Source organism: Marinomonas colpomeniae (assembly GCF_014803385.1).
GTDB lineage: Bacteria > Pseudomonadota > Gammaproteobacteria > Pseudomonadales > Marinomonadaceae > Marinomonas > Marinomonas colpomeniae.
On the sequence record NZ_JACYFC010000008.1, the window covers coordinates 27,942 to 40,962 of the forward strand.

At 44.9% G+C, this 13,021-nt stretch carries 23 protein-coding genes and 1 pseudogene; all 24 read left to right on the forward strand.

The window, feature by feature from the left end:
• Positions 1-82, forward strand: a pseudogene (rpsL, locus tag IF202_RS16460) (30S ribosomal protein S12); the annotation flags it as partial.
• Between the two features lie 99 nt (positions 83-181).
• Positions 182-655, forward strand: coding sequence for a 30S ribosomal protein S7 (rpsG, locus tag IF202_RS16465; protein WP_191596015.1), 474 nt, complete (start codon positions 182-184; stop codon positions 653-655).
• Positions 656-676: 21 nt separating this feature from the next.
• Positions 677-2,770: an elongation factor G gene (fusA, locus tag IF202_RS16470; protein ID WP_191596016.1), complete on the forward strand. Its 2,094-nt coding sequence runs from the start codon at positions 677-679 to the stop codon at positions 2,768-2,770.
• Positions 2,771-2,805: 35 nt separating this feature from the next.
• A complete protein-coding gene (gene tuf, locus IF202_RS16475; protein ID WP_191596017.1) occupies positions 2,806-4,029 on the forward strand; it encodes an elongation factor Tu in 1,224 nt (407 codons plus the stop codon).
• 195 nt (positions 4,030-4,224) lie between these two features.
• Positions 4,225-4,536 carry a 30S ribosomal protein S10 gene (rpsJ, locus tag IF202_RS16480; RefSeq protein ID WP_009834626.1) on the forward strand — a complete coding sequence of 104 codons (312 nt, stop codon included), beginning with the start codon at positions 4,225-4,227 and terminating at the stop codon, positions 4,534-4,536.
• Between the two features lie 127 nt (positions 4,537-4,663).
• Complete coding sequence (gene rplC / locus IF202_RS16485; protein WP_191596018.1) at positions 4,664-5,302, forward strand: 50S ribosomal protein L3; 639 nt, start codon at positions 4,664-4,666, stop codon at positions 5,300-5,302.
• Positions 5,303-5,314: 12 nt separating this feature from the next.
• Positions 5,315-5,920: a 50S ribosomal protein L4 gene (gene rplD, locus IF202_RS16490; RefSeq protein WP_191596019.1), complete on the forward strand. Its 606-nt coding sequence runs from the start codon at positions 5,315-5,317 to the stop codon at positions 5,918-5,920.
• Positions 5,917-6,213: a 50S ribosomal protein L23 gene (gene rplW / locus IF202_RS16495; RefSeq protein ID WP_191596020.1), complete on the forward strand. Its 297-nt coding sequence runs from the start codon at positions 5,917-5,919 to the stop codon at positions 6,211-6,213. The genes rplD and rplW overlap by 4 nt, the downstream gene beginning before the upstream one ends.
• A gap of 14 nt (positions 6,214-6,227) precedes the next feature.
• A complete protein-coding gene (gene rplB, locus IF202_RS16500; protein ID WP_191596021.1) occupies positions 6,228-7,052 on the forward strand; it encodes a 50S ribosomal protein L2 in 825 nt (274 codons plus the stop codon).
• A 15-nt stretch (positions 7,053-7,067) separates the two neighbouring features.
• Positions 7,068-7,343, forward strand: coding sequence for a 30S ribosomal protein S19 (rpsS, locus tag IF202_RS16505; protein WP_191596022.1), 276 nt, complete (start codon positions 7,068-7,070; stop codon positions 7,341-7,343).
• Positions 7,344-7,357: 14 nt separating this feature from the next.
• Positions 7,358-7,690, forward strand: a complete 333-nt coding sequence (rplV, locus tag IF202_RS16510) for a 50S ribosomal protein L22 (protein ID WP_012071931.1) — start codon at positions 7,358-7,360, stop codon at positions 7,688-7,690.
• A 14-nt stretch (positions 7,691-7,704) separates the two neighbouring features.
• Entirely contained in the window at positions 7,705-8,385 is a 681-nt protein-coding gene (gene rpsC / locus IF202_RS16515) for a 30S ribosomal protein S3 (protein WP_191596023.1), read from the forward strand.
• Positions 8,386-8,395: 10 nt separating this feature from the next.
• Entirely contained in the window at positions 8,396-8,809 is a 414-nt protein-coding gene (gene rplP, locus IF202_RS16520; RefSeq protein WP_110577369.1) for a 50S ribosomal protein L16, read from the forward strand.
• Complete coding sequence (rpmC, locus tag IF202_RS16525) at positions 8,810-9,001, forward strand: 50S ribosomal protein L29 (RefSeq protein WP_024023521.1); 192 nt, start codon at positions 8,810-8,812, stop codon at positions 8,999-9,001.
• A gap of 1 nt (position 9,002) precedes the next feature.
• Positions 9,003-9,263, forward strand: coding sequence for a 30S ribosomal protein S17 (gene rpsQ, locus IF202_RS16530; protein WP_191596024.1), 261 nt, complete (start codon positions 9,003-9,005; stop codon positions 9,261-9,263).
• Between the two features lie 51 nt (positions 9,264-9,314).
• Positions 9,315-9,683 carry a 50S ribosomal protein L14 gene (rplN, locus tag IF202_RS16535; protein WP_191596025.1) on the forward strand — a complete coding sequence of 123 codons (369 nt, stop codon included), beginning with the start codon at positions 9,315-9,317 and terminating at the stop codon, positions 9,681-9,683.
• 17 nt (positions 9,684-9,700) lie between these two features.
• Entirely contained in the window at positions 9,701-10,018 is a 318-nt protein-coding gene (rplX, locus tag IF202_RS16540) for a 50S ribosomal protein L24 (RefSeq protein ID WP_191596026.1), read from the forward strand.
• Positions 10,019-10,035: 17 nt separating this feature from the next.
• Complete coding sequence (gene rplE, locus IF202_RS16545) at positions 10,036-10,575, forward strand: 50S ribosomal protein L5 (protein ID WP_191596027.1); 540 nt, start codon at positions 10,036-10,038, stop codon at positions 10,573-10,575.
• 12 nt (positions 10,576-10,587) lie between these two features.
• A complete protein-coding gene (gene rpsN / locus IF202_RS16550; protein ID WP_191596028.1) occupies positions 10,588-10,893 on the forward strand; it encodes a 30S ribosomal protein S14 in 306 nt (101 codons plus the stop codon).
• 129 nt (positions 10,894-11,022) lie between these two features.
• Positions 11,023-11,415, forward strand: a complete 393-nt coding sequence (rpsH, locus tag IF202_RS16555) for a 30S ribosomal protein S8 (protein ID WP_191596029.1) — start codon at positions 11,023-11,025, stop codon at positions 11,413-11,415.
• A gap of 8 nt (positions 11,416-11,423) precedes the next feature.
• Positions 11,424-11,957, forward strand: a complete 534-nt coding sequence (gene rplF / locus IF202_RS16560; RefSeq protein ID WP_191596030.1) for a 50S ribosomal protein L6 — start codon at positions 11,424-11,426, stop codon at positions 11,955-11,957.
• A 10-nt stretch (positions 11,958-11,967) separates the two neighbouring features.
• Positions 11,968-12,318 carry a 50S ribosomal protein L18 gene (gene rplR / locus IF202_RS16565; protein WP_191596031.1) on the forward strand — a complete coding sequence of 117 codons (351 nt, stop codon included), beginning with the start codon at positions 11,968-11,970 and terminating at the stop codon, positions 12,316-12,318.
• Between the two features lie 10 nt (positions 12,319-12,328).
• A complete protein-coding gene (gene rpsE / locus IF202_RS16570; protein WP_191596032.1) occupies positions 12,329-12,829 on the forward strand; it encodes a 30S ribosomal protein S5 in 501 nt (166 codons plus the stop codon).
• Positions 12,830-12,835: 6 nt separating this feature from the next.
• Entirely contained in the window at positions 12,836-13,021 is a 186-nt protein-coding gene (rpmD, locus tag IF202_RS16575; RefSeq protein ID WP_036163144.1) for a 50S ribosomal protein L30, read from the forward strand.

Sequence of the window (13,021 nt, forward strand, 5' to 3'; positions counted from 1 at the left end):
AGTTCGCGGTAGTTTAGATACTTCAGGCGTACAAGGTCGTAAGCAAGGTCGTTCTAAATACGGTACTAAACGCCCTAAGTAAGTTAATGCTACTTAGTAAGTTGTTTATACATAATTTTGTAATACAGTAAGGCCGAGCAATAATCGTATTGTCTCGGACGAACCTGAAGAGGATATAGATATGCCAAGAAGACGCGTCGTCGCCAAGCGTGATGTCCTTCCGGATCCTAAACACGGAAGCCAGCTTCTCGCTAAATTCATTAACCACGTAATGGTTAGTGGTAAAAAATCTGTTGCAGAAAGCATTGTTTATAATGCACTTCAAACTGTTTCAGAGCGCGCTAAAACTGAAGAGCCAATGGCTATCTTCGAAAAAGCACTAGAGTCTATCCAGCCAATGGTTGAGGTTAAGTCTCGCCGTGTTGGTGGTGCAACTTATCAAGTACCTGTTGAAGTACGTCCAGCTCGTCGCGCAGCTTTGTCTATGCGTTGGTTGGTTGATGCTTCTCGTAAGCGTGGTGAAAAATCTATGGCTTTACGTCTTGCAGGCGAGATTTTAGATGCTGCTGAAAATAAAGGTTCTGCTGTTAAGAAACGTGAAGACGTTCATCGCATGGCAGAAGCTAACAAAGCATTTTCTCACTACCGTTTCTAATATCCCGGAGAAGCATACACAGTGGCACGTAAAACACCGATCAACCGCTACCGTAATATCGGTATCTGTGCGCATGTTGATGCAGGTAAAACGACGACAACTGAACGCGTTCTTTTTTACACTGGTCTGTCCCATAAAATTGGTGAGGTGCACGATGGTGCAGCCACTATGGATTGGATGGAGCAAGAGCAAGAACGTGGCATCACGATAACTTCAGCGGCAACAACATGCTTCTGGAGCGGGATGAGTAAGCAGTTTGAAGACCATCGTATCAATATTATTGATACGCCTGGACACGTAGACTTTACGATAGAAGTAGAGCGTTCTTTGCGTGTTCTTGATGGTGCCGTCGTTGTGCTTTGTGGCTCTTCTGGGGTGCAGCCTCAAACTGAGACGGTTTGGCGTCAAGCCAATAAGTATGAAGTTCCTCGTATGGTGTTCGTTAATAAAATGGACCGTACGGGAGCTGATTTCTTTTCAGTTGTTCGTCAACTGAAAGAACGTCTTGGTGCTAATGCTGTTCCAATACAGATTAACATGGGCGCTGAAGAAGACTTTAATGGTGTTATCGATTTGGTCTTAATGAAAGCGATTATGTGGAATGAAGAAGATCATGGGATGACTTTCTCTTTGGAGGAGGTTCCTGCTGAGCTACTTGATACTGCGTTGGAGTGGCGTGAGCTGATGGTTGAGGCCGCAGCGGAAGCGAATGAAGAATTGATGGATAAGTACCTTGAAGAGGGTGAGTTATCTGTTGAGGATATTAAAATTGGTCTGCGGGCCCGCACTTTAGCTAATGATATAGTTTTGGTTACATGTGGTTCAGCCTTTAAAAATAAAGGTGTGCAGGCCGTTTTGGATGCTGTTGTTGAATATATGCCTTCTCCGCTTGAAGTTAAAGCGATAGAGGGGACGCTAGAGGATGGTGAAACAGTTGTTACTCGTATTGCTGATGATGGGGCTCCGTTCTCGTCGCTAGCTTTCAAGATAGCAACAGACCCATTTGTTGGTACTTTGACATTTATTCGGGTGTATTCTGGGGTGTTACGAACTGGTGATGCGGTTTATAATTCTGTTAAGCAGAAGCGTGAGCGTATTGGTAGAATGGTTCAGATGCATGCGAATGATCGTGAAGAGATCAAAGAAGTCTTGGCTGGCGATATCGCCGCTATTGTAGGTATGAAATTCGTAACTACAGGTGACACACTTTGTGATATGAGCGATGTTGTTGTGCTGGAGCGTATGGAGTTTCCAGAGCCTGTTATTTCTGTTGCGGTTGAGCCTAGAACTCAAGCGGATCAGGATAAAATGGGTGTTGCGTTAGGTAAGCTGGCGCAAGAAGATCCTTCTTTTCGAGTGGAAACGCACGAAGAGACGGGTCAAACAATAATTTCTGGTATGGGTGAACTGCACCTTGATATCCTTGTTGACCGTATGCGTCGCGAGTTTAAGGTGGAGGCGAACGTTGGTAAGCCTCAAGTTTCCTACCGAGAAAAAATCCGCAAAGAAGTGGTGGTTAATCACAAATTTGTGCGTCAATCTGGTGGTCGTGGTCAATATGGCCACGTCGTGATGAAGTTGATTCCAACCGATAAGGATGGACTTGAGTTTGTTAACGAGATTGTTGGTGGTGCTATTCCTAAAGAATACATCCCTGCAATAGAGAAGGGTATTTCAGAGCAAATGAAGAATGGTGTTGTCGCAGGGTATCCTTTGTTGGGTATTAAAGTGGTGCTGTTCGATGGTTCGTTCCATGATGTTGACTCTAATGAAATGGCCTTTAAAATTGCAGCTTCTCAGGGGCTAAGGCTAGGAGCGGTTGATGCTGATCCTTGTGTTCTTGAACCTGTAATGAAAGTGGAAGTTGTAACTCCTGAAGAGTATATGGGTGACGTAATGGGAGACCTGAATCGTCGTCGAGGTATTGTTCAGGGGATGGACGATTCCCCGGCTGGAAAAATTATTCGTGTCGAAGTTCCTCTTGGAGCGATGTTCGGATATGCAACGGCCGTGCGTAGCTTGTCGCAAGGGCGTGCGAGTTATGCAATGGAGTTTGAGAAATACGCTGAAGCACCGGCTAGTGTAGCAGACGCGATCATCAAAAATGAAGATTAATCATCATACTTACTAATTCTTAAGGTGCTTGTATCATGGCAAAGAGTAAATTTGAACGTAATAAACCACACGTTAACGTTGGCACAATTGGCCACGTCGATCACGGTAAAACAACACTAACAGCGGCATTGACTCGCGTATGTGCAGAAGTATTCGGCGGAACCGCTGTTGCTTTTGACGGTATCGATAATGCTCCTGAAGAGCGTGAACGTGGTATCACTATTTCAACGTCTCACGTTGAATATGATTCTCCAGTGCGTCACTATGCACACGTAGATTGCCCGGGTCACGCCGATTATGTTAAAAACATGATCACTGGTGCTGCTCAAATGGATGGCGCTATTCTTGTTTGTGGTGCGACTGATGGTCCTATGCCTCAAACTCGTGAGCACATCTTGCTTTCTCGTCAAGTAGGTGTTCCTTACATCGTAGTTTTCCTAAACAAAGCTGATTTGTTGGCTGAAGACTGTGGCGGTGCGGATTCTGAAGAATACGCTGAAATGCTAGAGTTGGTTGAAATGGAGTTGCGTGACCTTCTTTCTGAATATGACTTCCCAGGTGATGATACTCCAATCATTCCAGGTTCTGCGCTTATGGCGTTGAATGGCGAAGATGATAACGAAATGGGTACTACAGCAGTTAAGAAACTAGTTGAGACTCTAGATTCTTATATTCCTGAGCCAGAGCGTGCTATCGACGGTGCATTCCTAATGCCGATAGAAGATGTTTTCTCTATTCAGGGTCGTGGTACTGTTGTTACTGGTCGTGTTGAGCGTGGTATCGTTAAAATCCAAGAAGAAGTTGAAATTGTTGGTATCGTTGATACTACTAAAACAACTTGTACTGGTGTTGAGATGTTCCGTAAATTGCTTGACGAAGGTCGTGCTGGCGAGAACTGTGGTGTTTTGCTTCGTGGTACTAAGCGTGAAGATGTTCAGCGTGGTCAAGTGTTGGCTAAGCCTGGTTCTATCACTCCTCACACTACGTTCGAAGCAGAAGTTTATGTTTTGGGTAAAGATGAAGGTGGTCGTCATACGCCATTCTTTAAAGGCTACCGTCCTCAGTTCTACTTCCGTACAACTGACGTAACTGGTGCTTGTTCTCTTCCTGAAGGCGTAGAAATGGTTATGCCTGGTGATAACATTCAGATGACTGTTGAGCTAATTCACCCAATCGCGATGGACGAAGGTCTACGTTTCGCGATTCGTGAAGGTGGTCGTACAGTTGGTGCTGGTGTTGTAGCTAAAATCATTAAGTAATAGATATTTATATCTTGTTGCTATGATTTAAAAAAAGCCGCCCGCATGTCGGGCGGCTTTTTTATTTTGGCGGTTCAGAAATTGGTTACTTGACAACCAGTTTTTGAATGGCTAATATTCGCCGTCCTTAAAAAAGGATTGTGGCTTAATAAATATACTTTTTAAGTCATTAAAACACTGTATTTGGAGTTGGAAATGCAAAGCCAAAAAATCCGTATTCGTTTGAAAGCCTTCGATCATCGTCTGATTGATGCTTCAACACAAGAAATTGTGGAAACAGCGAAGCGCACAGGTGCGCAAGTACGTGGACCGATTCCACTTCCTACTCGCAAAGAGCGTTATACAGTATTGATTTCTCCACACGTAAATAAAGATGCGCGTGATCAGTATGAAATCCGTACACATAAACGCGTTCTAGATATCGTTGAGCCAACTGAAAAAACTGTTGATGCTCTAATGAAACTAGACCTTGCGGCAGGCGTGGAAGTACAAATCTCTTTAGGTTAATAACCTGAAGTTTGGGGTGCGAGAACCGACTGGTTATCAGTCGGCTTATGCACATTAGTGGAATGGTCTGGAATGACCAGCCGTAGCGGGTGATAGCCCCATACACAACTGGCAAGTGAGGTAAAAAATGACTATTCAATTAGTCGGACGCAAAGCCGGAATGACACGAGTCTTCACTGAAGACGGTGCATCCGTGCCAGTAACCGTCATCGAGGTTGAACCGAACCGCGTTACTCAGGTGAAAACAGCAGAAACTGATGGCTACCAAGCTATTCAAGTTACTGTAGGTTCTCGTCGTTCGAGCCGTGTCAACAAAGCAGCTGCTGGACATTATGCAAAAGCTAACGTTGAAGCAGGTCGTGGTTTGTGGGAGTTCCGCCTGGCAGGTGACGAAAAAGAAATCAATGTTGGTGATGAGCTAACTGTTGCTGATTTCGAATCTATCCAAATGGTTGATGTAACTGGTCAATCAAAGGGTAAAGGGTTTCAAGGTGCCATTAAGCGTCATAATTTTAGTATGCAAGACGCTACGCATGGTAACTCATTGTCTCACCGTGCACCTGGCTCCATCGGCCAATGTCAAACACCTGGTCGTGTTTGGAAAGGCAAGAAGATGGCTGGCCATATGGGTGCTGCGCAAGTTACTACTCAATCACTAGAAGTGGTTCGTGTAGACACAGAACGTAACCTTATCCTAGTGAAAGGTGCCGTACCTGGTGCAGTGAACGGTAATGTTATTCTTCAATCAGCTGTTAAAGCTCGCTAGGAGGGGTAGACAATGAACTTGAATCTTACAGGCGCAAAAGGAACGGTAGAAGTTTCTGATGTAGCCTTCGCTCGTGAATACAACGAAGCTCTAGTTCACCAAGTAGTTACATCTTACTTGGCTGGTGCTCGTCAAGGTTCTCGCGCACAAAAAACTCGCTCTGAAGTGGCCGGTGGTGGACGCAAACCTTGGAAACAAAAAGGTTCTGGTCGTGCACGTGCAGGTACTATCCGTAGCCCTATTTGGCGCTCTGGTGGTGTTACCTTCGCTGCGAAACCACAAGATCACTCTCAGAAAGTGAACAAGAAGATGTACCGTGCAGCAATGCGCACCATCTGGTCTGAACTTGTACGTCAAGACCGTCTTGTTGTGGTTGAAGATCTTAAATTGGAAGCTCCAAAAACTAAGCTCTTCATAGCAAAAATGGCAGAGTTGAATATTGAGAACGCTTTAATTGTTTCCCATGAATTGGACGACAATTTATTTTTAGCGGCTCGCAACATTCCTAACGTAGATGTGCGTGATGCAGCGTCTATCGACCCTGTTAGCTTGATTGCTTACGACAAAGTGTTGGTGACAGTTGGTGCTCTGAAACAAGTTGAGGAGGCACTAGCATGATCGGCGAACGCATTTATAAAGTTCTGTTGGGTCCACACATTTCCGAAAAAGCAACTATCGTAGCCGAAGGCAACGGTCAGTACGTTTTTCGTGTTACTGGTGATGCAACGAAACCTGAAATCAAACAAGCTATCGAAGCACTGTTTGAAGTCAAAGTTGAGTCTGTTCGCACGTTGAACCAAAAAGGTAAAACAAAGCGTACAGTTCGTGGTCTAGGTAAACGTAGCGACGTGAAAAAAGCGTATGTACGTTTGGCTGAAGGCCAAGACATTGATTTCATGGTCGCTGAATAAGGGGAGATAGGTCAATGGCTGTTGTAAAAAGTAAGCCAACGTCTGCAGGCCGTCGTCACGTTGTTAAAGTTACTAATACCGATTTGCACAAAGGCGCACCATATGCACCTTTGTTAGAGAAAAAAAGCAAATCAGGTGGCCGTAACAATAACGGACGCATCACTACGCGTCACGTAGGTGGTGGTCATAAGCAGCATTATCGTATGGTTGATTTTCGTCGTAATAAAGATGGAATTCCAGCGGTAATTGAGCGTTTGGAATATGATCCAAACCGTTCTGCAAATATTGCATTAATCAGATATGCTGATGGTGAGCGTCGTTACATTATCGCTTCCAAAGGTATGGCTGCAGGCAATACTGTTTTTAGTGGTGCAGATGCGCCTATCAAAGCTGGTAATACTTTGCCTTTGCAAAATATTCCTGTTGGTAGCACAGTGCACTGTATCGAGCTTAAGCCAGGTAAAGGTGCACAAGTTGCACGTTCAGCCGGTGCTTCTGCTCAGCTAGTTGCTCGCGAAGGTCGTTACGTTACTCTTCGACTTCGTTCTGGTGAAATGCGTAAAGTATTAACCGAATGTCGCGCTACTTTAGGTGAAGTATCAAACTCTGAGCATAGCTTACGAGTTCTTGGTAAAGCTGGTGCTACGCGTTGGCGTGGTGTTCGTCCTACCGTTCGCGGTGCGGCAATGAACCCAGTTGATCACCCACATGGTGGTGGTGAAGGTCGTAGTAAGGGTGGTCGTCACCCAGTTACACCTTGGGGTGTGCCTACTAAAGGGTACAAAACACGCAGCAACAAGCGTACTGATAAACTTATTGTACGTCGCCGTACTAAGTAATAAGAGGAAACGACTGTGCCACGTTCATTAAAAAAAGGTCCTTTTATCGACCTTCATTTGTTGAAAAAGGTAGAGGCTGCGGTAGAGAAAAAAGACCGTCGTCCAATTAAAACTTGGTCGCGCCGTTCTACTATCTTCCCTGATTTTGTAGGGTTGACTATCGCTGTCCATAATGGCCGCCAACATGTTCCAGTTCTAGTATCTGAAGACATGGTTGGTCATAAATTGGGCGAGTTCGCTCCGACCCGTACATATCGTGGTCATGCTGCGGACAAGAAAGCCAAACGGTAATAAGGGGTATTAACATGAGTGAAGTAAAAGCTTCATTGAAGGGTGCTCGCCTCTCAGCGCAGAAGGCCCGTTTGGTTGTAGATCAAATCCGCGGCAAATCTGTTAGCGAAGCACTGAACATACTAACGTTCAGTCCTAAGAAGGCGGCAGTAATTGTCAAGAAAGTACTAGAGTCTGCTATAGCTAACGCTGAGCATAACGAAGGTGCTGATGTAGATGACTTGCGTGTGTCTACGGCTTACGTTGATGAGGCAATGACTCTGAAGCGTATTATGCCACGTGCTAAAGGCCGTGCTGACCGTATTCTTAAACGCGGTTGTCATATTACAGTTAAAGTCGCTGACTAATTAGGAGAAACCCAATGGGTCAGAAGGTTCATCCAACTGGTATACGCCTAGGGATAGTTAAAGACCATACTTCTACTTGGTATGCGAATAATCAAAACTACTCTAAGCTATTATTAAATGATCTTCAGGTACGTAAGTACTTAGAGAAAAAATTGGTCCAGGCTTCTGTTTCTCGTATTGAGATTCAACGTCCTGCTCAGACAGCTCGCATTACTATTCACACTGCCCGTCCAGGTATTGTGATTGGTAAGAAAGGCGAAGATGTTGAGAAACTACGTAATGCAGTTTCTGATATGATGGGCGTTCCTGTCCACATCAACATCGAAGAAATTCGTAAGCCTGAAATGGACGCGAAATTGGTTGCGGCAAATATCGCCAGCCAACTTGAGCGTCGCGTTATGTTCCGTCGTGCAATGAAGCGTGCAGTACAAAACGCTATGCGTGCCGGTGCGAAGGGTATCAAGGTTCAGGTAAGTGGTCGTCTAGGCGGTGCAGAAATTGCACGTGCTGAGTGGTACCGTGAAGGCCGAGTGCCTCTACATACACTACGTGCTGACATCGACTACGCTCCTTATGAAGCAAACACAACTTACGGCATCATTGGCGTAAAAGTGTGGATCTTTAAAGGCGAAATCTTGGGCGGTATTGAACAAGTGCGAGCTGACAAAGGCGCACAAAAGAAGAAGTCTAAGTAGGGGGTAAGTCATGTTACAACCGAAACGTACTAAGTTCCGTAAAATGCAAAAGGGCCGTAATCGCGGTCTTGCGCTACGCGGAAACCAAGTCAGCTTTGGTGAATTCGGATTGAAGTCCACAGAACGTGGTCGTCTTACCGCTCGTCAAATTGAAGCGGCGCGTCGTGCAATGACTCGTCACATCAAACGTGGTGGTAAAATCTGGATTCGTGTGTTCCCTGATAAGCCGATTACTCAGAAACCTCTTGAGGTTCGTCAGGGTAAAGGTAAGGGTAGTGTAGAATACTGGGTTGCACAGATTCAACCTGGCAAAATGCTTTATGAAGTTGAGGGCGTTTCAGAACAGCTAGCACGTGAAGCTTTTGCTTTGGCTGCTGCTAAACTTCCTTTGTCCACAACTTTCGTAACGCGTACGGTGATGTAGATGATAGCAAAAGAACTGCAAGAAAAGTCTGTAGCAGAGCTACAAGCGACCTTGATTGAGCTGCTGCGTGAGCAATTTACATTGCGTATGCAGAAAGCCACTGGTCAGTTAGCGCAAACTCATTTGCTTTCGCAAGTTCGCCGCAATATCGCACGTGTTAAAACCGTGCTAAATGATAAGGCAGGTAACTAAGATGGCAGATACAAAAGCGCGTACAGCTACTGGTAAAGTAGTCAGCGACAAGATGGATAAAACCATTACAGTGCTAGTTGAACGTACAGAAAAACACCCTTTATACGGTAAGTTTGTACGTCGTTCTTCTAAATTACACGCTCACGATGAGAGCAATGAGTGTCAGATCGGTGATACCGTTAAGGTCGTAGAAACACGCCCTTACTCTAAGTCTAAGACTTGGAATCTGGTTCAAGTTGTCGAGAAAGCAGCAGCTGTTTAAGCTGCTCTTTCCTTCGTGAGACTTGTTATCTAATTTGATTGGAGAGCAGTTATGATTCAAACAGAATCGATGCTTGATATTGCTGATAACAGCGGCGCAAAACGTGTTCAGTGTATTAAAGTACTGGGTGGCTCACACCGTCGTTATGCTGCTATTGGTGACATCATTAAGGTCACAGTTAAAGAAGCGATCCCTCGTGGTCGTGTTAAAAAAGGGCAGGTTCTTAACGCCGTAGTCGTTAGAACTAAGAAAGGTGTTCGTCGTCCAGATGGTTCCGTAATCCGTTTTGATGTAAATTCTGCGGTTTTATTGAATGCAGCAGGACAGCCGATTGGTACTCGTATCTTTGGCCCTGTAACACGTGAACTGCGTACAGAGCAGTTCATGAAAATTGTTTCTCTTGCACCAGAAGTGCTGTAAGAGAGAGAGGGGACATTATGCGCAAGATCAAACGTAACGACGAAATTATCGTGATTGCTGGGAAAGACAAAGGTAAGCGCGGTAAAGTTGTTAAGGTAGTAGACGATAGCCGAGTTCTAGTTTCTGGCATAAATACTGTTAAGAAACATGAAAAACCAAACCCTATGAAGGGTTCAACTGGCGGTATCGTTGAACAAGAAGCACCAATCCAGGTTTCGAATGTAGCCATTTTTAACAGTGCTACTGGTAAAGCGGATCGCGTCGGCTTTAAATTGAGCGAAGACGGTACGAAAGTACGTATCTTCAAATCAAATAGTGAAGCGATTGACGCCTAAGAGCGAGAATTATAGCCATGGCGAGACTTAAGCAAGTTTATAAAGATGAAGTTGTAGCGACTCTTACTAAAGAGTTTAGCTACCAAAATGTAATGCAAGTGCCGAAAATCACTAAAATTACATTAAATATGGGTGTTGGTGAAGCTATCGCAGACAAGAAACTTCTTGAAAATGCGGTAAAAGATCTAGAAGCACTTAGCGGCCAGAAAGTTGTAGTGACAAAGGCTCGTAAATCAGTAGCAGGCTTTAAAATCCGTGACGGTTACCCGATCGGTTGTAAAGTGACACTACGTGGTGAGCGTATGTGGGATTTCTTCGACCGTTTGGTTGATGTTGCTATCCCGCGTATACGTGACTTCCGTGGACTTAATCCAAAGTCTTTCGACGGTCGTGGTAACTACAGCATGGGTGTTAGAGAGCAGATTATCTTCCCAGAAATCGACTACGATAAAGTAGACCGTGTGCGTGGTATGGATATTACCATCACAACGACTGCTCGTACCGATGACGAAGGTCGTGCTTTGTTAGCAGCCTTTAGTTTCCCTTTCAAGAAATAAGAGGTAGGAATCATGGCTAAAATATCAATGATTCAACGCGAAGCAAAACGTACTAAATTGGTAGCTAAGCATGCTGAAAAGCGCGCTGCATTAAAAGCGATCATTAGTGATGTTAATGCTTCGGACGATGAAAAGTGGGAAGCGACGCTTAAATTGCAAGCGCTTCCACGCGATTCATCTTCTTCTCGCCAGCGTAACCGTTGTCAAATAACGGGTCGCCCACATGGTGTTTATCGTAAGTTTGGTTTGTCAAGAATCAAACTGCGCGAAGCGGCTATGCGCGGTGATGTACCAGGCTTGAAGAAAGCTAGTTGGTAAGCAAGTAGAGCGCGGTCATAATACATGGCGGTGAGTGGGTGTCTAAAAGCTGGACATCCAGCTCGCCGCTGTGTACTATGCGCGAGCTCTATTTGCTGCACGATAGTTTTTTAAATTAGGAGCTCTTAAATGAGTATGCAAGATACCCTTGCGGATATGTTTACACGTATTCGTAATGCACAGATGGCGTCTAAGACATCTGTGAGCATGCCTTCATCAAAAATGAAGGCATCTGTCGCTGCAGTTCTACGCGAAGAAGGTTACGTAGGTAACTTCTCTGTAGATGAAGCGATAAAGCCGACACTTACAATCGAGTTGAAATACTACGAAGGTAAGCCGGTTATTGAACAAATTAAACGCGCATCTCGCCCAAGTTTGCGTCAATACAAAGGCACTACTGCACTACCTAAAGTAGAAGCAGGCCTTGGTGTTGCAATCATCTCTACCTCTAAAGGTGTGATGACAGACCGAGCAGCTCGCGCTGCTGGTATTGGTGGCGAAGTGATCTGCACTGTATTCTAGGAGTTAGTATGTCTCGAGTTGCTAAAAGTCCCGTGACGCTTCCTAGTGGTGTAGATCTAACTTTAAATGGACAAAATGTTGTTGTTAAAGGCGGCAAAGGTTCTTTAGAGTTTAATGTTCACTCAAGCGTTCAAGTGACTAAAGAAGAAAATGTTATTACCTTCGCTGCGCGCGATGGTGCAAAACAAAGCCGTGCCTTAGCTGGTACAACTCGTTCTTTGATTAACAACATGGTTATTGGTGTTAGTGAAGGTTTCGAGAAAAGATTGCTTCTTCAAGGTGTTGGTTATCGTGCTGCTCTTAAAGGCAAAGTACTTAACCTGTCTCTGGGTTTTTCTCATCCAGTAGACTACGAATTACCTGAAGGCATAACAGCTGAATGTGCTTCTCAAACAGAAATCGTGATCAGAGGTGTTGATAAACAAGCCGTTGGTCAGGTTGCTGCAGAAGTTCGCGGTTTCCGTCCCCCTGAGCCTTATAAAGGCAAAGGTGTTCGCTATGCTGACGAAATCATTCGTCGTAAAGAAGCTAAGAAGAAGTAGGTAGGCATTCATGAACACTAAAAAACAATCTCGAATTCGTCGTGCACGTCGTGCGCGTTTGCATATTCGTGACTTAGGTGCGAATCGTCTTACTGTACATCGCACACCACGCCATATGTATGCTCAAGTGATTTCTCCATGTGGTAGTAAAGTGCTAGCTAGCGCTTCTACTCTTGAAGAAGCTCTACGTGCTACAGCGACAGGCAACAAAGCAGCGGCTAAAGAAGTCGGTACTTTGATTGCTGCTCGCGCTAAAGAAGCAGGTGTCACTGCGGTCGCTTTTGACCGTTCTGGCTTTAAATACCACGGTCGCGTCCAAGTACTTGCTGACGCAGCACGTGAAGCCGGTCTAGAGTTTTAAGGGGTAGCAAATGGCTGTTAATGATCAACAAACTAGCGACCTCCAAGAGAAGCTAGTACAGGTAAACCGAGTTGCTAAAGTTGTAAAGGGTGGTCGTATCTTCTCTTTCACTGCTTTAACAGTTGTCGGTGATGGAAATGGTAAGGTTGGCTTTGGTCGCGGTAAAGCGCGTGAAGTTCCACAAGCTATTCAAAAAGCTATGGAACAAGCTCGTCGTAACATAGTTTCTGTAAAACTTGACGGCGGTACTCTTCAGTATCCTGTTAAAGCATCTCACGGTGCTTCTAAGGTTTACATGCAACCAGCTTCTCAAGGTACTGGCATCATCGCCGGTGGTGCAATGCGTGCGGTTCTAGAAATCGCTGGCGTTCACAACGTATTGGCTAAATGTTACGGTTCTACAAATCCAGTAAACGTGGTTCGCGCTACGATTAAAGGTTTGCAGGATATGAAAGCACCTGAACAAATCGCAGCAAAACGCGGTAAGTCAGTCGATCAAATATTGGGGTAATGTGTTATGGCGAATAATACCATCACAGTTCAACTAACCCGTAGCCCGATCGGTCGTCTTCCAAAACACCGTGAAACTGTTAAAGGTTTGGGTTTACGCAAAGTTGGCCAAACACGCGAGCTGGAAGATACTCCAGCTGTACGTGGCATGGTTAATAAAGTTTATTACATGGTTAAAGTGGTAGGAGAATAA